The sequence below is a fragment of the Pseudothermotoga thermarum DSM 5069 genome (genome assembly GCF_000217815.1).
GTDB lineage: Bacteria > Thermotogota > Thermotogae > Thermotogales > DSM-5069 > Pseudothermotoga > Pseudothermotoga thermarum.
In genome coordinates this window covers 1599790-1625497 of sequence record NC_015707.1, presented here as the reverse complement: position 1 = coordinate 1625497, position 25708 = coordinate 1599790, and the positions used below count along the sequence as shown (strand labels likewise).

General features: G+C 38.5%; 24 protein-coding genes and 1 riboswitch. Of the genes, 16 read left to right on the top strand and 8 right to left on the bottom strand.

Annotated features, from left to right (window positions below; translation table 11 throughout):
* The first annotated feature begins 6 nt into the window (after nt 1–6).
* The 5 genes from wecB (at nt 7) to THETH_RS08100 (ending at nt 6997) form a co-directional block, all read left to right on the top strand.
* Entirely contained in the window at nt 7–1071 is a 1065-nt protein-coding gene (wecB, locus tag THETH_RS08120) for a non-hydrolyzing UDP-N-acetylglucosamine 2-epimerase (protein WP_013932873.1), read from the top strand.
* A gap of 36 nt (nt 1072–1107) precedes the next feature.
* A complete protein-coding gene (locus THETH_RS08115) occupies nt 1108–2319 on the top strand; it encodes a glycosyltransferase (RefSeq protein ID WP_013932872.1) in 1212 nt (403 codons plus the stop codon).
* A 16-nt stretch (nt 2320–2335) separates the two neighbouring features.
* Nucleotides 2336–3484, top strand: coding sequence for a glycosyltransferase family 4 protein (locus THETH_RS08110; RefSeq protein WP_013932871.1), 1149 nt, complete (start codon nt 2336–2338; stop codon nt 3482–3484).
* A gap of 845 nt (nt 3485–4329) precedes the next feature.
* A complete protein-coding gene (locus tag THETH_RS08105) occupies nt 4330–5790 on the top strand; it encodes an oligosaccharide flippase family protein (RefSeq protein ID WP_013932870.1) in 1461 nt (486 codons plus the stop codon).
* 1021 nt (nt 5791–6811) lie between these two features.
* Entirely contained in the window at nt 6812–6997 is a 186-nt protein-coding gene (locus THETH_RS08100; protein ID WP_041446440.1) for a hypothetical protein, read from the top strand.
* 129 nt (nt 6998–7126) lie between these two features.
* Here the strand turns inward: THETH_RS08100 and THETH_RS10575 are convergent, their stop codons facing one another.
* On the bottom strand, nt 7127–7369 hold the full coding sequence (locus tag THETH_RS10575; RefSeq protein WP_083815723.1) for a nucleotidyltransferase family protein: 243 nt from the start codon (nt 7367–7369) through the stop codon (nt 7127–7129).
* Nucleotides 7370–7745: 376 nt separating this feature from the next.
* Between THETH_RS10575 and THETH_RS10720 the strand changes: the two genes are divergently transcribed.
* Nucleotides 7746–7901 carry a hypothetical protein gene (locus THETH_RS10720; protein ID WP_013932869.1) on the top strand — a complete coding sequence of 52 codons (156 nt, stop codon included), beginning with the start codon at nt 7746–7748 and terminating at the stop codon, nt 7899–7901.
* A gap of 238 nt (nt 7902–8139) precedes the next feature.
* On the opposite strand, the gene THETH_RS08095 is transcribed toward THETH_RS10720, so the two are convergent.
* The 3 genes from THETH_RS08095 to THETH_RS10380 form a co-directional block, all read right to left on the bottom strand.
* Complete coding sequence (locus THETH_RS08095; protein ID WP_013932868.1) at nt 8140–8499, bottom strand: sigma factor; 360 nt, start codon at nt 8497–8499, stop codon at nt 8140–8142.
* Nucleotides 8496–8738: a hypothetical protein gene (locus THETH_RS08090; RefSeq protein ID WP_013932867.1), complete on the bottom strand. Its 243-nt coding sequence runs from the start codon at nt 8736–8738 to the stop codon at nt 8496–8498. The genes THETH_RS08095 and THETH_RS08090 overlap by 4 nt, the downstream gene beginning before the upstream one ends.
* A 296-nt stretch (nt 8739–9034) precedes the next feature.
* Nucleotides 9035–10900 (bottom strand): HD domain-containing phosphohydrolase, encoded by a 1866-nt coding sequence (locus THETH_RS10380; protein ID WP_013932866.1) that lies wholly within the window; start codon nt 10898–10900, stop codon nt 9035–9037.
* 148 nt (nt 10901–11048) lie between these two features.
* On the opposite strand from THETH_RS10380, the gene THETH_RS08080 reads away from it, so the two are divergent.
* The 6 genes from THETH_RS08080 (at nt 11049) to THETH_RS08055 (ending at nt 16610) form a co-directional block, all read left to right on the top strand.
* Nucleotides 11049–12413 carry an MATE family efflux transporter gene (locus THETH_RS08080; protein ID WP_013932865.1) on the top strand — a complete coding sequence of 455 codons (1365 nt, stop codon included), beginning with the start codon at nt 11049–11051 and terminating at the stop codon, nt 12411–12413.
* 37 nt (nt 12414–12450) lie between these two features.
* A complete protein-coding gene (aglA, locus tag THETH_RS08075) occupies nt 12451–13848 on the top strand; it encodes an alpha-glucosidase AglA (protein WP_013932864.1) in 1398 nt (465 codons plus the stop codon).
* Between the two features lie 449 nt (nt 13849–14297).
* A complete protein-coding gene (locus THETH_RS08070; RefSeq protein WP_013932862.1) occupies nt 14298–14651 on the top strand; it encodes a homocysteine S-methyltransferase family protein in 354 nt (117 codons plus the stop codon).
* A gap of 329 nt (nt 14652–14980) precedes the next feature.
* Nucleotides 14981–15280: a nucleotidyltransferase family protein gene (locus THETH_RS08065; protein WP_013932861.1), complete on the top strand. Its 300-nt coding sequence runs from the start codon at nt 14981–14983 to the stop codon at nt 15278–15280.
* Nucleotides 15277–15633, top strand: coding sequence for a HepT-like ribonuclease domain-containing protein (locus THETH_RS08060; RefSeq protein ID WP_013932860.1), 357 nt, complete (start codon nt 15277–15279; stop codon nt 15631–15633). Before THETH_RS08065 ends, THETH_RS08060 begins: the two co-directional genes overlap by 4 nt.
* Nucleotides 15634–15830: 197 nt before the next feature.
* Nucleotides 15831–16610, top strand: a complete 780-nt coding sequence (locus tag THETH_RS08055; protein WP_013932859.1) for a glucosamine-6-phosphate deaminase — start codon at nt 15831–15833, stop codon at nt 16608–16610.
* 7 nt (nt 16611–16617) lie between these two features.
* Here the strand turns inward: THETH_RS08055 and THETH_RS08050 are convergent, their stop codons facing one another.
* The 4 genes from THETH_RS08050 to THETH_RS08035 all read right to left on the bottom strand — a co-directional run bounded on the left by THETH_RS08050 (nt 16618) and on the right by THETH_RS08035 (nt 21298).
* Nucleotides 16618–17955 carry a DUF438 domain-containing protein gene (locus tag THETH_RS08050; RefSeq protein ID WP_013932858.1) on the bottom strand — a complete coding sequence of 446 codons (1338 nt, stop codon included), beginning with the start codon at nt 17953–17955 and terminating at the stop codon, nt 16618–16620.
* Between the two features lie 114 nt (nt 17956–18069).
* Nucleotides 18070–19359 (bottom strand): alkaline phosphatase, encoded by a 1290-nt coding sequence (locus tag THETH_RS08045; RefSeq protein WP_013932857.1) that lies wholly within the window; start codon nt 19357–19359, stop codon nt 18070–18072.
* Between the two features lie 172 nt (nt 19360–19531).
* On the bottom strand, nt 19532–20086 hold the full coding sequence (locus tag THETH_RS10950; RefSeq protein ID WP_052295989.1) for a hypothetical protein: 555 nt from the start codon (nt 20084–20086) through the stop codon (nt 19532–19534).
* A gap of 246 nt (nt 20087–20332) precedes the next feature.
* Nucleotides 20333–21298 (bottom strand): inorganic phosphate transporter, encoded by a 966-nt coding sequence (locus THETH_RS08035; RefSeq protein ID WP_013932855.1) that lies wholly within the window; start codon nt 21296–21298, stop codon nt 20333–20335.
* A 140-nt stretch (nt 21299–21438) separates the two neighbouring features.
* Nucleotides 21439–21499, top strand: a riboswitch (Fluoride riboswitch).
* Nucleotides 21500–21627: 128 nt separating this feature from the next.
* Between THETH_RS08035 and THETH_RS08025 the strand changes: the two genes are divergently transcribed.
* From THETH_RS08025 to THETH_RS08010, 4 genes are read left to right on the top strand one after another with little or no spacing between them, the layout of a single operon-like run.
* Nucleotides 21628–22146 carry a hypothetical protein gene (locus tag THETH_RS08025; RefSeq protein WP_211205263.1) on the top strand — a complete coding sequence of 173 codons (519 nt, stop codon included), beginning with the start codon at nt 21628–21630 and terminating at the stop codon, nt 22144–22146.
* On the top strand, nt 22113–23060 hold the full coding sequence (locus THETH_RS08020; RefSeq protein WP_013932853.1) for an AAA family ATPase: 948 nt from the start codon (nt 22113–22115) through the stop codon (nt 23058–23060). Before THETH_RS08025 ends, THETH_RS08020 begins: the two co-directional genes overlap by 34 nt.
* A complete protein-coding gene (locus THETH_RS08015) occupies nt 23050–24330 on the top strand; it encodes a DUF58 domain-containing protein (RefSeq protein WP_013932852.1) in 1281 nt (426 codons plus the stop codon). The genes THETH_RS08020 and THETH_RS08015 overlap by 11 nt, the downstream gene beginning before the upstream one ends.
* The gene (locus THETH_RS08010; RefSeq protein ID WP_013932851.1) at nt 24311–25708 is read left to right on the top strand and encodes a DUF4129 domain-containing protein; all 1398 of its coding nucleotides are present in this window, start codon (nt 24311–24313) and stop codon (nt 25706–25708) included. The genes THETH_RS08015 and THETH_RS08010 overlap by 20 nt, the downstream gene beginning before the upstream one ends.

The window sequence follows — 25708 nt, the reverse complement described above, 5'->3', positions numbered from 1 at the left end:
ACAAAAATGAGAGTTCTTTCCTTAGTTGGTGCGCGCCCACAATTCATCAAAGAAGCCGTTGTTCAAGAAGAATTGCAAAAAGCTGGTATTCAAGAGATCTTGGTTCACTCAGGACAGCATTACGACTACAACATGTCAGATGTGTTTTTCGAAGTACTAAGGATGAAAGAACCAGATTACAATCTCAACGTTGGTTCAGGACTGCATGGAGAAGTTACGGGGAAAATAATGATCGAATTTGAAAAAGTTGTTCTTAAAGAAAAACCTGATGTAATTCTTGTCTATGGAGATACAAACACAACACTTGCAGGTGCGCTTGTTGGGGCAAAACTAAAGATTCCTGTTGCGCATGTTGAAGCAGGTATAAGGCAAAAACCAAAGGATATGCCAGAGGAGATAAACAGAGTTGTCACAGACCATGTTAGTAAATTGTTATTCTGTCCATCACAGCTTGCTGTGAAAAATCTTGAGAAAGAAGGAATAACTGAAGGAGTTTACTTTGTTGGAGATGTGATGTACGATTTATTTTTGAAGATGAAACCGTTTTTTGATTATTCAGTCTTAGGAGAATACGGTTTAAAAGAAAATGAATACATAGTTTGCACAATTCACAGGGATTTCAACACAGACAACAGAGAGAATCTCGAGGCTATAGTTGAGAATTTGAACAAGATATCGAAGCAGATGCAGATTGTATTTCCGGTACATCCAAGGACGAAGAAGATGCTTGAAAAGTTTGGGCTTATGGGTAGGATAGAAAAAGGAGTTTTGTTGTTAGAGCCGTTGGATTATTTGAAGATGATGGGGTTGGTGGAGAAGAGCAGTTTGGTGATAACAGACAGTGGTGGGTTGCAGAAAGAGGCGTATTTTTGTGGCAAGCGTGCAATAGTTGTGATGCCAGACACAGGTTGGAGAGAGCTTGTGGAAATTGGGTGGAATAGGCTTTCAAGTTGTGGTGATATCTATAAGGTTTTTCTAAGCATTCTAACAAAGAAAATTGAACATTTTTCAGATGTCTATGGAAATGGAGAATCGGCAAAAAGAATTGTTGAAATCTTGCTAAAGATGTGAGTTTTGTGGCTTGACTTGGAAAAAAGGGGAAGGCAAATGAAAATTTTGTTCATAACAAATTTATTTCCAATGAAAAGGAAGCATTCAACGTTTGGTGCAAGCTTTATAGAAAAAAGACTGATTGTTTACAAGCAAACATTTGGAGTAGATTATGATGTTGTTATTACATGGTTTAAAAGCTCTTGGACAGTCAACATGTTGCGAAAAATCTTGAGAAAACATACATTGGTACCTACAGATATTGCTGGTAAGACACCAATTGTATGCGATTACACAGAAGGGTTAATTGAAGTTATTAAAAGGCGAATTGGAAGAAATTACGAAAAACAAATTAGTGTCTTAGAGGAATTTTTATTGTCTCGTATAAATCTTCGATCATATGACTTAATTTATGCTCATGGGATGTACGAAGGATTACCTGCCGGAATAATTGCCATGAGGTTGAGCAAAAAAATTCGAAAACCATATGTTGTTCATCTGCATGGTAGCGATATAAATTATTGTATGCCAAAAAATATCAACTTATACTTGCAAGTTTTGGAAAATGCCTCAAAGTGCGTTTTCGTTAGCAATAAACTTCTTGAAAAAGCAAAATCCATGGGATATTCAGGAAAAAACGCTGTTGTGACTGGAAACGGATATGATCCAAATGTTTTTAAACCAATGGATAAAAATCAGTTAAGGCGGGAATTTGGAATATACAACTCTGAGGCAAAATACGTGGGCTTTGTTGGCAGCCTTAGTTTAGTAAAGAGGGCAGATAAACTTCCTGAGATTTTCAGATACATTGCTAATGAAGGAAAAAACGTAAAGTTTATCATTGTGGGAGATGGGCCACTTAGGAAAAAGATAGAGAAAGAAATGAAAGGACTAGATTATATAATCACCGGAATAGTTCCACACGAAGAAGTTGCAAAATGGATGAATACAATGGATGTGATGATATTGCCAAGTAGAAATGAGGGATTTGGAGCCGTTTTGATTGAAGCACAAGCGTGCGGTGTTATAACAATTGGAAGTAAGGTGGGGGGAATCCCTGAAGCGATAGGTTTTGAGGATTTAGTTGTTCCTGAGGGGGAAAATTTTGAAAAAAGATTTGCTGAAAAGGTTGTGGAAATTTTGAAAAATGGATATAATATATCAAGGCTCATTGATCATGCGCAAAATTACACGTGGAAAAAAATAGTAGAAATGGAGTACCAGGTTTGTGAAAGAACGGTTCAGAATAATCGAAGTGAATTAAATTAAAAGGAGGCAAATAAATATGGATAAGATAAGAAGAATTGACCTTGTTTCTGCAGATGCGCCGGTTGAACCAATAATAGGAGGAAAGCATGCACATATAAAAATTTTGGAAAATAGACTTGGTCAAATAGGGATTTCCATAAATAGAATATATTATCATAACACATTTTTGGAACGCGTAATTTCAAGACTCATTCGAGCATTTTTTAATTACACAAAATATGGAAAACATATAATAAACAACCAAATAAAATTCTTCAGTAAACAAATATGTTCAGGGGAAATTACTCACTGTCACGATGTAACTTCAACATTTGTTGATAGTAATAATATCATTTTGACGGTTCACGGATACCTTGCCAATGAGTTTTTTGATTACGCAAGATTAGATAAATCAAAGTATAAGGACTTATACAATTGGTTGACTGAAATTGAACAAAGAGGATATACTAAAGCTAAAAAGATAATAGCAGTTGATACACGAATAGCAAATTATATTATTGAAAAATTCAAAGTCCCAAAGGAAAAAGTAGTAGTAATGTATAACTTTATAGACGAGAACTTATTTAAGCCTGTAAATTATCAAGAGAAAGAAGCTTTAAGGAAAAAATATAAAATACCTAAGGATGCGTTTGTCGTGCTTGTACCCAGAAGATTTGTGCCAAAAAATGGTGTCATATATGCTGCTGAAGCATTTGCAAAAATAAAGGATAATTCCTTTTTCTTCATATTTGCCGGAAGAGGAGCGCTAAAAAAAGAGATACTCAAAATAATGCGAGAAAACGACAATTATGCAATTATTGAAAATGTTGGGTATGGAAAAGTCCAAGAGCTATACCAATTATCTGATGTAATATTAGTTCCATCAATCACCTCGACAGACGTTGAAGAAGCAACATCATTATCTGCATTGGAAGGTATGGCTTGCGAAAAAATTGTTGTCGCAACAAATGTTGGGGGATTGAAAGAAATTGTAAAGCACCTGGATACAGGTGTGGTTATCTCGCAAAAAAGTTCGAAAGATATCATTGATGCAATAATATATTGTAAAGAAAACTACGAAACGCTTTTCCATGTGCGATCTAACGCTCGCAAATATGTGCTGAAAAATCATAGTTCTGAAGTCTATGTAGCTAAACTACTCGAGGTATATTCTTCTGTTATATAGATTTTGTTCATTAATTAAGATGGGAAACCATCAATAAAATTGGCATTCTAACTTCAAGTTACAATGGCCCATTTCATAACTAAAATGCTCGAGAGCATATATAGAAAATAAATAAAATACCAAAATTTGATTAACAATGCTTCAATAAGCAACACAGAAGAAAAAATACCTTTTTTAAAAGATAAACAAATAATTTGCTTAAAAAATGATTCAAATATGAGTCAATTAATATGACTTTATAAAGTATTATAGTTTATTGCTAATGATAGGTTTGCAGACGATATCCTTGAAACAATAGAGGAAACGTCCAAGAAAACAATATTAATGTTATTCATTAGTTCAATGTCAAATCCAATAAGTGAGATTTTTGTGTTCGAGGAAGTATTTTTGAGAAACATATCTCATCCCTTAAGAAATAAGAAATCAAGTTAGGTGACTTAAACTGCAGAATGCGATAAGATTAATGAAAAACCAAAACTTTGTGATTTAATGGATTTATACTGAGAAAGGCAGCACTTAAGATTTGAGACAAGCCATGAAGCTTTGTAAAGATGAAGATAAACATAAATGATTCCAGTTGGTATATTTATTATTGATGAGCAAGATGCGTAAAAAGAATAACAGGTAGGCTGAGAACAGACAAAGGCCTTTATTATTGGAAAGCAAGAGGATACTTTGTAACATAGATATGAGAGGATACAGAAGCTAGTTTTTCTTTTCTTTATATTACTTGCGTGGTTTTTTTAAGTTGACAGGCCCACTGTGAGGTGAATAGTGTAGAAATATTCTAACTTCACATAGTTCTTAAAAATTAATAATATGCAAACCAAAGGAATGATTCAAAAGTGGGATTTGATTATAAAAAAAATTTTATAAAAAGTTATTTTGCATTTTCAGCGGGAACATGGGTAAGTTTTTTCTTATCATTCATTCAGGTTCCCACTGTGACAAGAATAATTTCCCCAGAAGAATTCGGAAAAAGCACCACTTTTCAAATGTTGTTAGGATTTCTCTTTCCACTTTGTTTGTTCTCCACGCATAATGCTTTCATACGGCATTATTACGCAAAAGATGAAAATGAAAAAAGCACACTTCTTTGGACATCGATTTCTCTGCCGCTGGCTTTGGTATCAGTCACCTGGATATTTTTGATAGTCTTAGAGAAAAAAGTAAATAGTTTTGTAGCTGGAAATTCCCAGGGAAAGGTTCCGGCTTTACTTGGAATAGCTTTATTTCTCTCAGTATTTCAGCTATACAACGAAACTCTTTTAAGGCTCGAAAACAAAGGAAAATACTATTCACTTGTGCAAATTTCCAAAAGTCTTAGCAACTTTTTGATAATAATCGTTTTAACATTTCTTGGTTTACGAACGTACGAGACGCTGATATTGGCAACATTAGGTTCCGTGTTCATGGGACTTTTAATTGGCTTACCATTCAAAGCAAAATATTGGCTTAAGCCAAAGTTTGATTCTAAAGAATTTGTTAACATAGTGAAATATTCTGCCCCATTGGTATTTGCATCCCTTTCATATCAAGCTTTAATATTTACGGATAGATTTATGTTAAGACTCTTTACCACCTTTGAAGAAGTTGGTTTCTATTCAGCAAGTTATAAATTAGTTTCACTTACAACACTTATAACTGCTGGATATTCAAATTTTTGGGGCCCATATGCCCTTAGGTTGTACCACGAGAACGCTGAAAATAATAAACAGATCTTCAGAAAAATGTTTAACTTTGTCGCATTTGGAATGATAACTGTGTCAATAGTCTTTATTTCTGCAAAGGATATAGTCTTTCTACTATTAGGTTCAACTTACAGAACTGCCGCACAAATTTCTCCTTTTCTTCTTCTTTATCCGACACTTATCATGATGGCATTTACAGTTGCGCGAGGTATTGAATTTGCAAAAAAAACACATTGGTTCATTGTATCTGACTTCTCTGCTTTGATTGCAAACGTTTTTGGAAATTTAGCACTTATACCACTCTTTGGTGCCAAAGGCGCAGCAATTTCAACAGGTCTGTCAATGATAATAGTTTTTGCAATAGAAGGCTGGGCATCCAACAAGTTTTATCCTGTTGGATATGACTTTAAAAGAGCGTATCTTTCAATTTCTATCTTAGTCTTTGTTGCTTTCGTGAACACTTTCTTTAACACTTTCTCTGGAGTAACTTCTGGGTTAATTGGTTTAGGTTTGGTGGTACTTATCTACAAAGATGTATTTTCAATGCTCCTACGTGATGTCAGAAAGTTAAAGAAATATCTGCTTTCGAGGTTGAAAGAAATGATAAACCAATAAAAACCTCACACTTTTCAAAGCAAACGACGATATCGCAAAAAATTTTCATGCTTGCCAAAGTTTTTGCCAATTTGGTGGTTAAAGTTGCCAATTTTGTTGATGTTTGAGCTATTTTAAGCAAAAGCTTTTAGCCATTTTAAGGATAATCAACCTTTATGATATTTCAATTATCCCACAGCAAGAAGATCTTTAAGCTTTTTATGATGTATGGCAAAACCCCCGCAGCGCGGGGGTAGTTTTGGTCTATTATTGGTTTTGATAGAGATAATCCAAAATCTCGTCGTCCTCACAAAGGGTGTATTCAATTTTTCTGTTGATCAAAAACGTAAACGGTGCTTCTTTACATCAAGGTGGATTGGAACCAGTCAGTTGTAATGTTTCTTGAAATTTTAGGCAGTTTTTCATGCGCTTTACCTCAACACATACCACTCATAGTACTCTCTGGGCTGGTAAGATCCTTCTTTTTGGACTGAGACACTTGGTGATGTAGAATATAAATAGAATGTTGCTCAGTGATTAATCATTCAAGAAACGACAATAGGGAGCTGCCAACTTAAGTCGGGAAATACGATAAAATAAACGGGAACCAACTCTTCACACGGAAAGAAGGTTCCCGATTAGTATTGGGAACACGAGCACGAGAGTTTGTGGAGAATAGTCTTGTTGAGAGCGTGATAGGGATAACGACGTACAGGTTGCGACGTTTTAACATAAGCAGGTTATGGTTTCCTCTTTGATCGGTGCAGTTTTCCCTTCTTAAGTTGACAGGTTCGAGAGAACATCTTATTCGGGAGTTACAGAAAAGTTGTGCCCAATCTAAAGGGTGCATCAGAGATTAAGTCAAGTAAAACAATTCAAGCGCGGCACATAGCTACGCTTGCTTTTTCTTTTTGGGCGATTGAGTTTTATTAAACATCGTTTGATATTACTTGTTATGAAAGGGATAGGAGGTTTTTTGAAGAAAGTAAACTCGCTTTTTTTGGAAGCCTTAAAGTATGTATAACCAAAGTTTTGGTACGATGTGTTTGATATTTCGCATCTAAGAAAAGAAGCTGTTCCGTCTGTTCTTGAAAGTGCTAAGGGGGTAACTGTCTTTGTTTCAACGCCTGGGAAAAGGCTATATGAAGTGATAGAAGAACGTTCAAAGGTAGATGTCTTTGAATCCTACATTTTGATGCTTGGGGTTCAGAAGCTGTCGAAAAACTGAACGAAATTTTCGACAAAAAGCTTCGAAAACAATTTGGAAAAGGTACGATGAGATTTTCGCCAGGGTATGGGGATATCGATGTGAGGCCAAGCAAGTATTTTGTGAAAAAACCCTTTGGTAATGTCCTTTTTAGGCATAAATCACTTCCTTCAATACGACATCGCGCATTCTTGGTTTTAGAGCAGATTTTGTGACAAGATCAACCTTTCTGCCAAAAAGGTCTTCAAGGTAGAATTTTAGATTCATAAAATTGTCGAATGTTTTCATACCAATTTGAAAGTCAACTAAGATATCTATATCGCTGTTACGATTGTTCGCCTTTCTTGCGAAAGAACCGAAAACTCCTATCTCAGATACACCAAAACTTTCAATTAAATACGCTTTCTCTTTTCCGTTAGAATTTCTTCTAAAGACAAAGGTGTTACAACTTTTCTACTCATCTTCTCACCATCTTCTAAACAATTTTACCAAAAAAGTGGAACGTATGATAGAATTATTTCTGCAGCTACAAAAATCTAGAAAGGCTATATCTTAACAGATGCGGATATACTCCTTGCAGACGACCTCAGCTTGTCTTCTATTTTCTCAAAGCTTCATAATTGACTCGTAAGCAAATTCTTTTTTCCCGTGGTATTTTTTTGTCGTTGAAAAAGGTTTGGTTCTCGTTTATTTTATCGTATTTCCCAGCTTAAGTTAACATTTCCGGTGTAGTCAGAAGGTGATAGAGGATAGCAAGGTGGTGAATGAGATGATAACAAACTTTGAAAAGCCGATAATGGAAGCAATGAAGAAACGAAAGAAAATAGGCATTCAAAAGGGTGTAGAAAAAGGCATCAAAACAATGGTAATTGAGTTGTTAGAAGAAAAATTTGGAGAAATACTTGAAGAATACATAAAAAATTGAACAAAGTAAACAAAGATACGTTGATGAAGATAGGTAAGAGTATATTTGTCATAGAGAAAATTGGGGACTTGGATGAGCATTTGGGAGTATGAGAAATTAGGGTGAATTTTGTGCTGAAAATTTCAAAAAGGTCTACCGTGAGTACTGCAGGAAGAACGGTTTGGTCTTACCTGAAGAGGTTGTCGCAATAAGGAACAAACTACATTGAAAAAACCCCCCGCCTCGCGCGGGGGTGATTTTACATTTGCTTTTGACAGAGGCTGTCTAGCACATCTTCGTCTTCAAGATAAATGCAATCGATTTTTCTTTGTTTTAAGAAGGTGAAGGGACTTTCTTTGCACCATGGAGGATTTCCTCCAGCAAGCATGTGTTTGAGCTTTTGTGTAACAATAGTTTTCATATAGGCTTTGAAAGGTCCTTTAGCTGGATCGTGCATCTTGTAAGCGTAGATGAAAAGATAACGAATCGATTGAATTAGATCGTCGTAAGATGTTATTCTGTGCCTGTGTTTTTGCCAAGTGGTTTTTGCAAGTTTGAACAAGAATGGGGAGAACTTTTCGAAAGCTTCTTCTAAAGTTTGTGGTTTTTCGTACGTCATTGCGCTTTCCTCCAAATCGTTTTGTTCAAGCTGTCCACTATTCTGTCGATTGCAAAGTCCAGCATGAATTCAAAGATTGGCTCAGGCACCGGAAGTTTGATACCATAAGTTTTAACGATTGAATGAACCATTTCCTTGACTTCCTTTTTCTTGTTCTCCCCATCCTTTGGCCTTTCAACGAGAAAGATCCCAAGGTACACCAATTTCCCCACGAAACTCAAAGTTTCAAGAGTTGTCACCAGTTTCCCCTCCTTTTGGTTTTTCGAACGGCGCCGTCCATAAATATAGTATACATATGTATATGAACAAAGTAAAGAGTCATTTGGTGGAAGAAAAATGTTGGTACGTTAACTCAAAAAATCCTTAACAATCAAAGCCGGCTTTTTTCAAGGAGGGTTTTAGAAAAAACGCGTCCAATATATAGTATACTGATGAAGTTTTGGTGCAGCTATTCAAGTGCTTCAATTTTTGTGAAAAATAAAGAAAGATAATAACATCCAAGATAACCTTGCGGCGCTTGTAAAGACAATTTGAATTACTGGGTATTCTGTTTTATCAATTCCAAAAATGCTTCTACAACTTTCGGATCAAACTGTGTTCCGCTGTTTTTCTTAAGCTCTTCAACTGCTTGTTCAACCGTCATTGCCTTCCTGTACGGCCTATCCGATGTCATCGCATCAAAAGCATCTATCACGCACAAGATCCTTGATTCTATCGGTATCTCTTCTCCCTTCAAACCTTCTGGATATCCATTTCCATCATACCTTTCATGATGATACTTCACTATCCTTGCTATCTCTTCAAGTCCTCCCATCTTCAACAACTCTGCCCCTATCACTGGATGAACTTTCACCTTTTCGTACTCTTCCTTCGTCAACGTCCCTGGTTTGTTCAATATGTCTTTGTCAACGGCAAGCTTACCTATGTCATGCACCAATGCAGCCCAACCAACCAGCTCTGCTTTTTCTCTGTCCAAACCAAGCTTTAAAGCCAGTTGTTTTGAAAACTCCGCCAACCTCTTGGCATGTTCTGCTGTGTGTGATTCGTGCAACCTCAAAGTTTCCAGCAAAACATTTATAACCTTCTTGCTGAACTCTTCTTTTTCTTTCAAATACTCTCTTACCTCAAGAAGTATTCTCAACAGCTTTGCCAGTGTGTTGAGTGCTTCAATCTGGGGGATAGTTAAATTTTCTGACCTGTTCACAACCAGTGAGAAATCTTTTCCCAACTTAAAGCGCAAAGAATTTTCATCGTTCTTAGCAGCCTTGACTATTTCCACATCTTCTCGATCAAGCGCTATCTTTATCAACGATTTTATTTGATCTTCCAGCTCTTCATCTTCACAAATTATGACGTTTGAAATTTTGTCCAAAGAATCTGTAAACCTTTCCAGCGACTTTTCCAGTTGACCAAGTACCTTTTCCAACTCTTCGTTCACAGCCTTCAACTCTTCAGATTGCGCTTCAAGTTCTTCGTTTGTCGCTGTCAGTTGCTGGTTCATCGCTCTTATCTCTTCAGAACTTGCTTCTAACTCTTTCAACGCTTCGTTCAGCTCTTTCGTCCTTTTCCTCACGGCTGATTCAAGAGTTCTGTTCCACAACCAAAGCAAAAAACCAGCTGCACCAAGACCAATCAAAAGCCATACCAACCACTTTGGGATAAACCTTTTTTCAACGACGGTGCCAAGGTATCTTCCAAGTAGTTCATTGTAGGCTTTCTCATCGCTTTTCAGTTCTGCAAGGTATTCGTCTATTTGTTGAATCAAAGTTGGTGTTTTTTCGGAGTCTTTTGGGAAAGCAAACCGAAGCTCGACAGGCGAGAAAACAACAGTTCCTATTTGAAGATCGTACTTTGAAGCATTGAGAACAGCAAAGATCCTACTTACAACCGTTACATCGGCGTTGCCTTCTTTGACCAACTTAAGACCGTGTCCATAATCTAAGACTTCGATATATTCCGCCGTAAGATTGAATTCAGTAAGCATTTTTCGCAAAGCGGTAGCGTACACATCTCGAGGTACCACAGCAATTCTTTTCTTATCGAGCTGAAACAAGCTGGTCACAACCTGGCGTGAACAAACAACTCCCCAGTTCAGCAACAAAGCATGATTGTTGAACGCGTAAAGTTTTGCTCTTTCTTCGGTATATGCTATTGAAGTCATTATGTCTATTTCTTTTTTCAAGAGTTTGTCGAGTAAGTTTGCAAAACTGTCGTACACATATTCTACGTTCCAGTCGTACTTTTGCGCCATCTTTTCGATAGCCTCAACGTACAAACCCATTGGTTTACCATCGACCAAATCAACTTGCGGAGGATTGCTGTAGATCCCCACTTTAACATGTATGGAAAGAACAAAACAATTGATAGCCAGCAACATAAGAATGACAGTTGTTCTTTTCATACGCTCTCCCCACATTAAGTCTGCAACAGCGGTGTTTGAATGCTTTAGGAATGAATTTTGACAATTCCATTATAGCATCGATTGCATGACTAAACGAAAATCTGCATATGTTAAAATCTTTTTGGCTGTTACAAGGGAGTGTACGAATTTGAGTAGAGATCTAACACAAGGCAGTTTGACAAGAAATCTTTTCTACATGGCTTTTCCCACGATGGGAGGTTTTGCACTTCAGGCTTTGTACGATATTGTGGACATGTTTTGGATCGGACAAGTATCTGCAAAAGCGATTGCTGGCGTGGCAGTTTTTTCGTCGGTTTTCTGGTTAATTGAAGTTTTGAACGAAATAATAGGTGTAAGTTCTGTATCGCTGATCTCACAAAACTACGGTGCAAAGAACTATGAAAGAACAAACAGAATCGTTGAACAAACATTGGTTTTCAAAGCTTTCGTTGCGCTGATTGCTTCCGGTTTGTTGATAGTCTTTCTCCCACCTTTGATGAGGTTTTTCAGCAAGGATCAAGAAGTTGTCAACTATGGGCTTCAATATGGTTATTGGCGAAGCTTTTTTATGCCGATCTTCTTTATGACCTATTCTACCTACACAGCCATGCGGCAGACGGGAGAGTCTCGTTTACCGACGATAATAATGGGAACAAGTGCGATTTTGAACGTTTTTCTTGATCCGATTTTCATCTTTGACGATGTACCGTTTCTTGGTATCAGTGGTTTCGGAATGGGAGTAGCTGGAGCAGCCGTGGCAACTGTTTTGTGCACCGTCGTTGCCTTTGTATGGGGATTTTTGGTGCTTTTGAAGGGAATCGGACCTGTGAAGATATCCATCAAAGGATTGTTCAAACTTGATAGAGAAATCGACGTCAAGCTTATTACCATAGGACTACCAAGTGGTTTTGAGATGCTACTTAGAAGTGCTTCAAATGCTGTTTTGGTAAAAATCCTTGGATTCTACGGTGCAAACACACTGGCAGCGGCAGGAGTTGTGAGCAGATTAGTTGGTCTTTCCTTTATTCCCTTGATGGGTTTTTCGATGGGCGCAAGTGCGATTGTAGGGCAAAACCTTGGTGCCAACAAAGTCGAAAGGGCAGAGAAAACCGTCTGGCTTGCCGCAGTTTATGGTTCACTCTTTGTTCTAGGTTTTATCGTGCTCGCTAACATTTCTCCGAAAACTATCATAGGTTTGTTTTTGCATGAATCTGAAGCTATTACTGAAGGGATTGCGGCTGTGAGGATTGGTTCTTGGTCAATGCTCTTTGCCTCGTTTGCCATCTCGATGATGAGCGCATTCTTTGGTTCTGGTAACACCTTACCGGCGATGTTTGCAAGTGTTGTTGGAAGATGGTTTGCTCAACTGCCATATCTTGTTTTAGTTGCGCTTGTTCTTAAACTGCCAAGCAATTACATCTGGTATTCTTTCATAATCGCCGAAATCGCCGAGTTGCTGTATGCTTATTTTGTTTTCTCGAAGGGTAAGTGGAAGCAATATAGAGTGAGTTAAAATATTTGTGTCATTAAAACAAACTGGGGGGATTAATTTGTCCAGCGTGAAAATAGTCTTCCTCGGCGCAGGAAGTGTACGGTACACATTGCAACTGTTTTTAGACATCTGCAAAACCAAAGAACTTTGGGAAAGTTATGTGTGTCTCATGGACATTGATTCTGAAAAACTCGCAGCCGTGCACAACTTGGCTGAAAGAGCAATGAACGAGATTGGAGCAGATTTGAGAATCGAAAGCACAACGAGTTTGGAAAAAGCCCTTGAGGGAGCCGACTTCATAGTCAACACAGTTCTTGCAAAAGGTGAAGGAGAAGAGGATGGATACACACAATACGAGATTATGCGGCAAGTTGGTGAAAAACATGGTTATTACCGTGGAATTGATAGCCAAGAATTCAACATGGTGTCTGATTACTACACAATCACGAATTTCAACCAGTTGAATACCTCACTTGAAATAGCCAAAGCAGTTGAAAGGATTTGCCCGAATGCTTATTTGATGCAAACTGCAAATCCTGTTATGGAAATAACTCAAATTGTGCTTAGAAGTACGAAAACAAAGATCATTGGTTTCTGTCATGGTTTTGCGCATGTTAAGGATGTTTTTGAAGCACTTGGGTTGGAGTTTGAAAAAGTCGACTGGCAGGTTGCTGGTATCAACCACGGAATATGGTTGAACAGATTTCGCTACAATGGTGAGGATGCATATAAACTATTTGACAAATGGATTGAAGAAAAATCCAGCCAGTGGGAGCCAAAAAGCCCTTGGGATGTTCAACTAAGTCCTGCAGCCATCGATATGTACAAATTTTATGGAATGCTGCCGATAGGAGACACGGTGAGAAACGGAAGTTGGAAATACCATTACAATTTGGAGACCAAGAAAAAGTGGTACGGAAAGTTCGGTGGGATAGACAACGAAGTTGAAAGACCGAAATTTTACGAGGAATTGAGAGCTTTACGAAAAAAGTTGTTGGCACTTGCACAGGACAAAACTGTTAAATTGTCGCAAGTCTTTCCGGAAGAATTTAGACTTGACAAATTAAGTGGGGAACAACAGATTCCATTTATAAACGCTTTGGTGAACAACAAACCGGCAAGATTGTTTTTAAACATTCTCAACAACGGTATCATTCCAGAGTTACCAAACGATGTGGTGGTTGAAGTTCCGTGTATCATCGATGCAAGCGGGATACATCCAGAAAAAATCGATCCACCTTTGACTTCAAGGATAATCAAGTATTTCCTCATGCCAAGAATAATGAGAATGGAAATGGCTGTTGAAGCGTTCTTGACTGGGGACAAGAAGGTTCTTGAAGAATTTTTGATTAGAGATCCTAGAACAAAGTCATACGAACAAGTCAAAGCAGTTCTGGACGAGATAATGAACCTTCCATTCAACAAAAAGATGAAGGAACATTACAAGTGGGAATGAAGGAAGATAAGGTTGAGCCCGGTCTAAACCGGGCTTTTGATTTATATTATAGTTTTGAACGGCATAAAGGATTAGCTCATTTTCCTCAAATTTTTTGATATGGTAATAAACTTTCTTATTCTCTCTATTTCGTCGAGTATATCAAGTAGTACAAATTCGCAATGTCTTTTTTTAGACATAAATCACTTTATTCAATACGACATCACGCATTCTTGGTTTTAGAGCGGATTTTGTGACAAGATCGACCTTAAACTCCTATCTCAGATACACCAAAAGTTTCAATTAAATACGATTTCTCTTTTCTCAAAATTGTTAGAGTTTCTTCTAAAGACAAGGGTGTTACAACTTTTCTACTCATCTTCTCACCACCTGTTAAATAATTTTACGACAAAAGCGGAACATATGATAGAATTATTCTAACAACAATTTATTTTGCAAAAGGGATTTCGGTGAAAAGATCTGAATTCAAAAATCTTCTTCAAGAAAGAGTTCTCTTTTTAGACGGTGCTTATGGAACTGAGTTTTTCAAAAGTGAATACAAAATAGATTTGATTGAATTTTTGAATATCAAAGAGCCTTCTGCAGTTGCAAAAATCCAGAAAGAATATATCTTAGCAGGTGCGGATATACTCCTTATAAACGCCTTCAGTGCGAACAGATTGAAACTAAGAGCACACGGATATGAAGAAAGAAATAAACATATCGGCTCGGCTGTGAAAATAGCAAAATCAGTTGCAAATGGAAAGCTTGTCTTTGGTGGTATCTTTTCACTGTGCGTGATTGATCTTCAAAAGAAGAAATGATTTGGTCTTTCTTTAACTGGTGCAGTTTTCCTTCTTAAGTTGACAGGTTCGATTGCCATTCGCACAAAGATTATGTCGTTTTGTAACATTCCCTGAATTCACAAGCAGGTTTTCATACGTTTTCCTTCAACGTTGCTGCTCGTAGTGTTTTCTTGAACTGTTGTACTCCAAACCTCTGCTGCGTATCCCAGTGGAAGTCTTTATCTTTTTCTTGATCTGACAAAACCAGTGATGTATAATGTGAGTGGAATGTTTCTCATCGGTTAATCATTCAAAACAAGAAACGAAAAAAGCAACAATCGATTGTGGCATCAAAAGGAGTGATGAATATGAAGACTGTTGAAGAAATAAAAAGCATCCTTGCATCACATAAACAAGAGTTGAAGGAAAAGTATGGTGTCAAAGAGATCGGTATCTTTGGGTCGTATGTGAGAAATGAGGCATCAATAGGAAGCGACGTCGATATACTTGTAGAATTTGAGGATGATGCAAATATCGATTTAATAAAATTCGTGAACATGGAAAACTACTTAAGCGAACTTCTCGGACTAAAGGTTGATTTGGTTGAAAAGTCGTCGCTTAAACCGCGGATAGGTGAGCGAATATTGAAGGAAGTAATTATGCTATGAGAAGAACTGTGTTAGATTACATCGAAGATATCATCTTGCATATGGACAAAGCCTTAATGTTTGTCGAAAATGTGACCTTTGAAGAATTCAAAAGCGACGATAAGACCATTTTCGCTGTGGTAAGAGCACTTGAGATTATTGGCGAAGCGGTCAAGCATATTCCTGAAGATGTTAGAAACACCTATCCTGAAATCCCATGGAAAGACATAGCTGGAATGAGAGACAAATTGATTCACGCGTATTTTGGGGTGAATATCAAGATTGTATGGAATACCGTTAAACAAAGAATACCTCAGTTAAAACCTCTTTTTGAAAGAGTTTTAGAACAGCTAAGAAGCCAAAATAATTCATAAAACTGGATAGATTTTTCACGGTTTGTCCTTGCCAATCTTTAATCTATATTCTTGAAGCAGCAAAAGAAGAGATAGTTTTGTGATATCTGAAACAGTTAGAAGATGGTTGATAAAAGCTTTAAAGGACTATTACGTTGCTTAGAAAACTTTTGATGAAGAAGAATTGACCGATAGTTTGGCGTAGAAAGGTGACCGAAATGAAGATATACATTTTCCCCACGCTTGAGGAAACTTCGAAAGCTGCGGCACAAATGGCGGCTGAACTTTTGAAGAGGCGTATCAAAGAAAATGGCAAAGCTGTATTTGTAGCAGCAACCGGTGCTTCCCAGCTTGTTTTCCTTGATTGCTTGTGCCATCAGAAAGGAATCGATTGGTCAAAAACGGTGATGTTTCACTTGGATGAGTACATTGGAATAGATGAAACACATCCTGCAAGTTTTAGGTACTATCTGCGCAAAAACTTGGTTGAAAAAGTTCATCCAGGGGAAGTTCATTGGATTCAGGGAGATTCTATAAATCCAGCTGGTGAGTGTCAAAGGCTAAGCGAGATTATCTCAAAATATCACATAGATGTGGCTTTTGTAGGAATTGGGGAAAATGGTCACTTAGCCTTTAACGATCCACCTGCAGATTTTGAAACAAGTCAACCGTACATAGTTGTAGAACTTGATCAAACTTGCAGGCTTCAACAGGTTAAAGAAGGCTGGTTCAAATCTTTAGATGATGTTCCAAGAAAAGCCATAACCATGTCGATAAAGCAAATTCTAACAGCAAGCGCTATAATAGCCGTTGTTCCAGAAAAGAGAAAGGCTCTGGCTGTAAAAAAAGCTCTTGAAGGGCCTATTTCTCCAGACTGTCCGGCATCGATATTGCGAACTCATCAAAACTGCCATTTGTTCTTGGATGCAGATTCTTCAAGTTTGTTGAACATAGCTTGGTTAAAACAACAGTACAATATTTTCGTGGCAAACAGTTGAGGTAGATTCATTCTTTCCAATCAAGAAGTCTTTTTTCACCTTCAAGTTTTCTAATTTCTGTTACGTCTTGGACAACCTCTACTGTTCCAAGGTATTTTCCATGAGCATCTTTGACCGGGAAATATCTTATGTGTATAAATCTTCCGTTCATCTGTATCCAAAATTCCGCAACGTTTTTCTCTCCCATCTTGAAGGCTTCAAGTATCTTGTTGACGATATGAACACTTTTTGGTGGATGGCATTGCTGAACCGCTCGACCAATTATGGAAGGATTTCTACCAAAGATCCTGTGCCGAGCTGTGAAGAATTTAACTCTGTCGTTTTTATCAATGAAAGTTATGTCGAACGGGAGAGTGTTTAAAAGAGCTTTTAATTCTTCGAGCGATAGGTATCCAACTTCCAAAGGCAGATCATTTTCGCTTACTTTAAAGGGTTCTTGTTGTAATGATAAGCCAGCTGAGGATAAAGCGGCTTGAACCTGTGGTGGTAAGTTGGCAAGTTGCTTCTCGGTCAACTTGGGTTCCACTTGATATGGATAAATTGGTTTTGCATCTGATTTCCATTCATCCTTTGGTAAGATCTTGTAATATCCTATGTCCTTTTCCTGAAGTTTTATTGCAACCCATTCTCCTTCTTCAAGCAAAGCTAAAAGCGTTGGATAGAAAATGTTGTTTTCTCTGAAGACCATGTCGACTATAGCCGAGGAAAGCTGATAGGCCTTTTGCTTTAAAAGATCAAAGAAGCTTTCAGATGGATTTTCAACGTTTTTGTGAAGAAATTCAGCAAACAGTTTTATCGAAGCTCTGATTTCGTCGTGTTTCGTCCAAAGCACCGTTGGTACCGCTGTGATCCCACGTCGTTCGATGTGTGGAAAAATTATCATTTCCTCGCGCGTGTAATGAGTTTTACCTATTTGCTCAAGTTGTTTTAATTGTTTAACAAGTTGATCGTAAAGCATTGATCTTTGTGTAGAATCTTGCGTGGATGAATAAGCGACTGCCAGCATATTGAAAACTTCGGCATCCTTAACTATCTCTAAGTTTTCCAGATAAAGCGTTTTCACTGGATGACCATCTGGCAACGCTTCAAATTGTTTGCTGGCATGTGAAACAGCTTTTCTGAAAAGCTCAACGTGTACGTCGCACATTTTTGCAATTTCTTTCACCGTGATTCCTTCTTTAAGTAATTCTTGTTCGATGAGCGGAATTTCAAGTGGGGAAATACTTGAAAGGAAGTTTTCAAACTCCTTTTTGACCGCTTCCAGATCTTCTCCAGCATGAAGGCGCTTCAAAAATTCTTTAATCATCTTCTTTTTGTATTCGCTGTTTTGCAGAAACTCACTCATATTCTTACCTCCTTTCAATTCAATGATAGAATCTGTTCGAATGACTTTCTGTAACATCGGTTACAAAAAAGCCGGTGCTTAAAGCACCGGCTGTAAATGCATTTTTAAAAGGACCTATTTTGCTGCAACTGGTTTTGGAAAACTTAGTGTATGCAATCCAAGAAGTTTCATGATAGTTTTGGCAACGTCGGTGTTGTCCATAAAGCCAACAAATTGTTCTGCACCAGGTCCAAAGGCAAAAACAGGCACAGGCGCAGCAGTGTGATCGTGTGTTGTCCAACCGATTCTCAATTTCTTGCTGACGACTTCGCTTAGCGCATAAGACTTGTTAGAAGCATTCTTGACGTAGTTGAATTCGTCCTGAGATATCTCAACACCGAAGAATTCCATAGCTTGCCCCTTAAATGTTTCGTAGTCGTCGAGCTTCACCTTGCTCAGGAAATAATCAGCTGTTCCTTTAACTTTTCTTGCTTTTTCAACCTCAATAGTATATCCACCGTTTGAGAGAGAAAGTCCTCCAGTTTCATGATCACCAGTGACAACAACCAATGTGTTGCCGTTCCTTGCAGCAAAATCGAGCGCAACTTTTACAGCGTTGTCAAATTCGATCATTTCTTTCCATGTCCAGAAAACGTCGTTTGCGTGGCAAGCCCAATCGATTTGAGAGCCTTCAACCATCAAGATGAATGGTTCACCACTGGAAGAAAGAATTTCCAAAGCTTTTGCAACCATTTCGTCCAAAGTTGGCTGTTCGCCCGATCTAACTGGCACTGCATCCAAATGACTTGGTGCAAACAACGCCAAAAGCTTGTCGGATTTGACTGATTGAAGTTCAGACTTTTTGGTCACATAGGTGTACCCTCTTGCTTTCATCTGCTCGATCAAATTCTTTCCATCCGTTCTTCTTCCACCTGCATCGGTTGGTAAGAACCAAGCGTATCCCCCACCCATTATGACGTCAACCTTTGAATTTGCAAGTTGTTCTGCCAATGTGAATTCATCATCTCTGTTTGTAACATGACCATAGAATGCAGCTGGGGTTGCGTGAGTGACCCTGCAGGTTACAACAATACCAGTTTTAAAACCACGTTCTGCCGCAAGTTCAATCATGCTTGGAACTGGTTCTCCATTTGGAAGGACTCCTATGGCTCTGTTTAAAGTTTTAAAACCACTTGCAAGTGCCGTACCAGCTGGAGCTGAATCGGTGACCCAAGAATCGTACGAATAGGTTGTAGTTAGACCGGTGTACGGCATCTTCATGATGTTGAGAATTTTGCCTTCAAGGATACTTGCCAGAAGAATTTGGTTTGCCGCCATCCCATCGCCAATCATGTAGATAACGTTGAGTGCGAAGACACTGAAGCACAGACTAACCAGCAAAAGAACCGCCAAAAACTTCCTCACAGTACCCACCTCCTTACATTTGGATTCACTGAAATTAGGACCTGTCAACTTAAGAAGGAAAACTGTACTAATAGAAGAAATGGAAATAGCCACTTCACTATGTCCTCATCCCTCCTCTTGTACCATAACCTGCTTATGTTAAAACGCCTCAGCCTGTACCTCGTTATCCCTATCACGCTCTCAACAAGACTTCTTTCCCCAAACCTCTCATGCTCGTGTTCCCAATATCCCATATTCTTTTTTCTCGCTTCCCAGTACCATGGCCCTGTGGAGAGCATAAACAGCAAGATAGAGCGAGTAAGGATAAAAAGTGGGGGATATTTTGGGAGTGTTGAGCTATTGGAGTTAAGCGTATATTTGCACAGGAAGAACCTGAGGGAGACAAAATGGAGGAACGGGATAATGAGGGTAAAGGGATGTATGTATGAGCTGAACCAGATGTTTCAACTGAGGTATTTTGTCCAGACACAAAATTCACCCTAAGTCTCATCACCAAGCTCGCTTTGTCCTTCTCTCGCGTTTTGCTGACCAACGCATAGATCACTTTCTTCCTCTTAACCTCATTTATGTTCACCTTCATCTCGTCTATAGCTACTACTGCATTGCCTTCTATCTTCTCAGCAAATATCTCTTCTTTCATCCTTGTCCACCATTTCCTCAAGGCTTCATGACTGACTCCAATTATGGCTGCTGCCTTCCTTAATGCAAGTTCATACTTTCGCCTCATGTGGAACTCTTTGTCTTTGAAAAAGGTTTGGTATAATTTGGTATAGGTACTCGGTGATATATGTTGTTGTAACTTTCATCTTTACGGGAACCTCCTTTCGGTGAGAAGGTTGGTTCCCGTTTATTTTATCTTATTCCCCAGCTTAAGTTGACACCTCCAATTATAGAATAGACGGTTTTAAATCAGCTTGTAAACTGGCAAAGCTTGTTTTACAATTTTTTTCAAAGGATTTTAGAATTCGAATTATCACAGTGTTTGAGTCAGCTGAAAAATTGCTTCAATAACGCTTTTCAAAGTGTATGCAATCAATCCTGCTGCGGCGGGTACTTGAGTCCAACCGGCAACGATTTTGTACACAAGTTTTGGGTTGCTTAATCTTTCGCCTTTTGCATACCCTGCGCCGATCACACTTCCAACTATGGCCTGAGTGGCAGAGATTGGTATACCAACCAAGCTAAAAATCCAAACGGTAAAAGCTTGACCTAGAATGGCAATCATTGATGAAAAGTGGTCCAACTCTATTATACCCTTTCCCACAGTCATCATAACCCTTTTGCTGAAAGTTAAAAATCCAAAAGCTATACTCAAACCTCCTAGCAAAGCAGCTTGTGGAATGGTGAGCAAATTCCCAACGAAAACACCTGTCACGTTTGCAACGTTGTTCGCCCCAAGCGAATAAACACCGTATATACCTGCAACCCAAGTCAAAATTCTTATAGTTAAATCTTGATACTGGACTTTTTTGATTTTTCTAAAGATTTCAGAAAGAAAAACGTAGATTAAATAAGCGACCAACATAGCAGCAAGGGGTGTTAATATCCAAGCGGCAAAGAATTTTATCAAAGAAAACCAGTTGAAACTCAAAAAACCTTGATTTTTAACACTAATACCAATTATCCCACCAAGAATAGCTTGCGAAACTGATGCAGGAAGCTTAAGCCAAGTCATTGTGGTGACGACAACTGCGCCAGCAAACAACGCACAAGCAGCGTCCAGTGTGGAAAAATTTGCAAGCGTACCTATGTTCTTCAAGCCAGGTGCACCACCAACAACTGCTCCAATGACGATGAATATAGAACCAACAACTACCGCTTTGCGGTAGCTTATCATACCGCTTCCAATGGATGGACCAAAGCTTGCCGCTGGAGCACTTGCTCCAAGTGACCAACCGAAGAAAATGGCGGGTAAAAGGTAAAGTATTGCCAAGGTCATCACCCCATGTCACAAGCTGCGTCACGTAAGGTTATTTTACTTCAAAATCACATAAAGTTTGCAGTACTTTCTTGTTTATATCGATGAAAAGGTTTTATACTGATCTGTAACAAAAAATGTGCTAATATATGTTCAGACCAAGTTTTATCGGCGATGGAGTCCGCCGTAAAATGCCGTAAGGCTGATGACTCCTACCCAATTTTTCGGTAGGAGTTTTTTTCTTAAAAGAGGAAAAATGCAAGCAAGAAGTATAGCCGAATCAAAGGCTTTAGAGTGGTTGGAAAACAAAGAACCAGAGTGCCCTGTGTGTGGAATGGTGAACAACGCAATTGAAGGTTTGTTCAATTCCATTTTGTATGAACTGGTCAACGATCCTGTTGTTAGAGCACAACTTAGAGAAGGAATTTGTCAAAGGCATGCGGACTTGTTTGTTGATTTTTTTGTCCAAGCACCCAGAACACGGTATACTTGGTATATCGATAATCTACGAAGATTTGCTCTCGACAAGAATTGATCAACTTAGAACGGATCAACCATTGCCAAAAAAATGTTTCTTTTGCCAATACGAAGAAAGTAAAACTGTTTTTTGTTTGGATCATTTCCTTGCGGTTCAAAAAACTTTGCCTACTCACAACGCAGACAAATTAAAAACTATACAGCTTGGGAAACTTCAAAACCTGAAAGAACAACTAACGGAAGTCATTAGAAAACACGATTACAAAAACAAAGAATCCATTGGGTTGGAAGCAAAAGCCTATAGATATGTTGCAAAATTGATAGCAAACTTGAATACGTCGTTTGGGAGGATGAAAACATGGCAACTTTGGAAAAATTCGCGCGAAAGATAATAGAAAACGTGTCGAAAGTCATCGTTGGAAAAGAAGACGTGATTAAAAAAATTCTTGCGGCGATGTTGAGCGATGGGCATGTACTGTTGAACGATGTGCCTGGTGTAGGTAAAACCATGCTTGCAAGGTCTTTGGCTGCCTCAATTAACTTGTCGTTCAACAGAATTCAATGTACACCTGATCTTTTGCCAAGCGATGTGACAGGTTTAAACATCTTGGATACAAAGCAAAACGAATTTGTTTTCAAAAAAGGGCCGATTTTCACAGATATTATTTTGGTGGACGAGATAAACCGCGCAACTCCAAGGACACAGTCGGCTTTGCTTCAAGCGATGGCTGAAAAACAGGTTACGGTCGATGGTGTAACCTATCATCTTTCACCGCACTTTTTCGTGATAGCAACGCAAAACCCAATCGAGTTTGAAGGTACTTTTCCATTACCGGAAGCCCAACTTGACAGGTTTGCCATCTGTTTGTCCGTAGGCTATCCAGAAAAGGACCAAGAAATAGAGATGTTAAAAAGGTTGAAAAAAGTCCATCCTATAGAAACGATTGGTCCTGTTTGCGATGTTCAAGAACTTCAGCAAGCGAAAGAAGAGGTTAAAAATGTCTACGTGGACGAATCGATCTTGGATTACATAATAAGGATTGTCAAACGTACCCGAAACCACGAAGATTTAGCCCTTGGAGCTAGTCCTCGCGGCGCGATAGCTTTGATGCAGCTTTCAAGGGCTATAGCAGCGATGAACGGAAGAAATTACGTTTTACCCGATGATGTGAAGAGTATAGCGATTGATGTTCTTGCACACAGGATAATACTAAAACCCGAAGCAAGGTTGATGAGAAAAACCAAGCAAGATGTTTTAAATGAGATTCTTCAAACGGAGGAGGCTCCTGTGAAAGGTGAAGCTTGAGCTAAAGCGAATCAGCAGTTCTTTGGAACCGCTTGTCGGAATAACTGTTTTGTGTGCTGTTTGGAACGTATTTACCCTTAACGTATTTTCGCTGCTCGGTCTTGTTTTTTGTGGGTTTCTTTGGCTTGAATATTTCAACGCCAAAAGAATTCTCAGTTTGCTCATCATAGAACGTTATCCATCGAAGGCCAGGCTTTTCACCAACGAAGATCTTTTGATAAAGCACATTTTTGTTTCTCCGTTTGCAAACGTTCAAATAACTGTTAACTCACAAGTGAAGGTGGCGGATTTTTTGACTCACACCGTTCTTGAAAGGGAGATTCACTTAAAGAAAGACGAGCCAATCGAGGTGGTTTCAAAAATCTCTTTTGCAACGCGTGGTAAAAAACAACTGGCTGATTTGTTCGTAGTTTATGAACATCCGCTTTTATTTTTCAAAATTTGGGCTTTTTACGAAGCACAGCAGGAAGTGCTTGTTCTCCCAAAAATAATGCACCTTGAAAGCTTCCCTTCGCGTTTGAGAGAGCTTATTCCTGGAAGAGTATGTGATTTCAAGCTTTTGGAAGATCCAACGCAAATCAGAGGAGTTAGGGAATATTCAAAAGAACCGATCAACAGAATTCACTGGAAAGTTTCCGCAAAATTTGGAAAATTGTACGCAAAGGAACTGGACTATACTGCCATCAGCAGGAATTTGATATACGTCGATTTGAATTTGTCCAAAGAAATTTTTGCAAAAAACGTTTGGGCTCAAATAAGAGTCCACTACGAAGAGGATGCTGTTTTGGTTGCTTCTTCGATTTTGTATCTACTCACAAAAACAGGAAACCTAGTGGATTTGATAGTCGTTGGAAAAGAGGTTTTAAAGCGCGATTACAAACCAACGTCCGACTGGGTAAGCGCAGTGGAACTTTTGGCAATGGCAAAAGGAGATGAAAATGGACCACAACTTGCAGATGAACTGGAAAAGGATTTGGAAAGGTTGAATCCTTCAACAACTTTGACGATCATTTCCATGTATCTTACAGATTCTGTACTGCCACTTTTGATCAAGGCAAAGGCAAAGTGTGCAAGGGTTATGGTTTTTCTGATCCCATACGGTTTTAGAGATCCAAGGTACAAACCTGCTAGAACATACGAGATGTATCCACTTGATATGCAAAGACTTTTTGAAAAAGCCAAGATTCTTCAAAAGGAGCAAATAATAGTTAGGATTGTTAGACCAAATCAAACTGTTCAGGAGGTTTTCGATGAGATCGAAGGTTTTTGAGCAGGTGTCAAAAGGTTTTTTGGTTGGTTTGTTTACGTTTTACTTTGCGACCAATCTGTTTCCGATCTGGGCTTCGCTGGTGGTGGCGCTGACGGCCTCTTTTGTGACTGTGGTAAATTGGGAAAACAGCGGTTGCTCAACGGTTTTTGCTATACCGTTCGTAATGGCTAGCGTTATCTTTACGGTTGGTATATTGAAATACGATTTCACAACGGCTTTGTTGATGTGTTTTTCAGCGATTTTAATTTTGCTTGTCTACAACGCAGAAAGGTTTGTTTCCGTTTTGGCCATGATAGGTTTGGGATTGTATCTGACCTTTGCAAGTTCGCATTCTCCCATTGTTGATGCTTTGATCTTCACATTACTTGTTTTAAGTTGGTATTTAATCAAAGTGAAGCGATTAAACGTTAAGACCTTACTTTGGATCTTGATCGCCTCAACACTAGTGATAATCCTCGCCTCGGACGTGAACCTTTATCCATTTAGAACTTTTTTGAGCAGTTTAACTTCAAGCAAGCAGGCAAAAGAACAAAGGTTGCAGGTTGAAAAAGAAACATCTTTTGGTGGTGAATCAATTTCACAACAACCAGTTGAGACGAAGCAAACTTGGTTGAACAAAATCATTGAGAAAATATGGATACCTTTGATCTTGCTTCTTTCGGCGATCTTTCTCTTCACTTTTTCGATAACAAATTTTGGGATCAAAGGGACTTTTAAAATGCTACTACTTGGTGCTCTGCTATTTACAGCCTTTGTTGCGGTAACTTCGATGGTTTTACGATCTGTAAAGCCAAAGTTTGATTTGCCACCGCTTGGTCAAGCGTATTCGATCAGTCTTGAGGGTGAACAAATTGTCGAAAGAAAGGTTGTTGAAAGACATGAAAGCGTTGAAAAAGTTTCCGAAAAAACGCACTACAATCTCGCTTTGTTCTTAGATTTCTTAACCTTGATAATCCTTGCTTTCATGACCGTTTTGATCGTGCTGTACATCTTAAAAGTTCGACAGCAACTGCTTGTGCCAAAGCAAGAAAAAGTTCAAGAAGAAAAGATACCTCAAGACGTGGAACTTTATCCTTTGGACAAAATACCTGATTTTGAGCCGACTGAAAAATTTGTCAAATCAGCTTATTGGTGGCTTAGAAGAAAGTATTTTTCAAACCTTCACCATTTAACACCAAGAGAATTGCTAATGGTTACAAATCTGAACATCCCGGCGTTCGAGGAGCTAACGTTTATTTATGAAAAGGTAAGGTACGCTGGAAAACCGATTTTAGAGGATGAAGCAAAAAGGTTCTATTTGGATCTACTTGAAATAGTGAATGAAATAGAAAAACAAAGCGTTGCTCAGACACACCAAGAAAATTTGCAGGGGGCTTAA

Bases quoted from the DNA above. Each gene is read 5' to 3' on its own strand.
- THETH_RS08020 (WP_013932853.1), top strand. From the start codon at position 22,113: ATGGCAACTTTGGAAAAATTCGCGCGAAAGATAATAGAAAACGTGTCG.
- THETH_RS08035 (WP_013932855.1), bottom strand. From the start codon at position 21,298: ATGACCTTGGCAATACTTTACCTTTTACCCGCCATTTTCTTCGGTTGG.
- THETH_RS08050 (WP_013932858.1), bottom strand. From the start codon at position 17,955: ATGAGTGAGTTTCTGCAAAACAGCGAATACAAAAAGAAGATGATTAAA.
- THETH_RS08110 (WP_013932871.1), top strand. From the start codon at position 2,336: ATGGATAAGATAAGAAGAATTGACCTTGTTTCTGCAGATGCGCCGGTT.
- THETH_RS10380 (WP_013932866.1), bottom strand. From the start codon at position 10,900: ATGAAAAGAACAACTGTCATTCTTATGTTGCTGGCTATCAATTGTTTT.
- THETH_RS08010 (WP_013932851.1), top strand. From the start codon at position 24,311: ATGAGATCGAAGGTTTTTGAGCAGGTGTCAAAAGGTTTTTTGGTTGGT.
- THETH_RS08095 (WP_013932868.1), bottom strand. From the start codon at position 8,499: ATGACGTACGAAAAACCACAAACTTTAGAAGAAGCTTTCGAAAAGTTC.
- THETH_RS10720 (WP_013932869.1), top strand. From the start codon at position 7,746: ATGATAACAAACTTTGAAAAGCCGATAATGGAAGCAATGAAGAAACGA.
- THETH_RS10950 (WP_052295989.1), bottom strand. From the start codon at position 20,086: ATGAGGCGAAAGTATGAACTTGCATTAAGGAAGGCAGCAGCCATAATT.
- THETH_RS08055 (WP_013932859.1), top strand. From the start codon at position 15,831: ATGAAGATATACATTTTCCCCACGCTTGAGGAAACTTCGAAAGCTGCG.
- wecB (WP_013932873.1), top strand. From the start codon at position 7: ATGAGAGTTCTTTCCTTAGTTGGTGCGCGCCCACAATTCATCAAAGAA.
- THETH_RS08065 (WP_013932861.1), top strand. From the start codon at position 14,981: ATGAAGACTGTTGAAGAAATAAAAAGCATCCTTGCATCACATAAACAA.
- THETH_RS08115 (WP_013932872.1), top strand. From the start codon at position 1,108: ATGAAAATTTTGTTCATAACAAATTTATTTCCAATGAAAAGGAAGCAT.
- THETH_RS08060 (WP_013932860.1), top strand. From the start codon at position 15,277: ATGAGAAGAACTGTGTTAGATTACATCGAAGATATCATCTTGCATATG.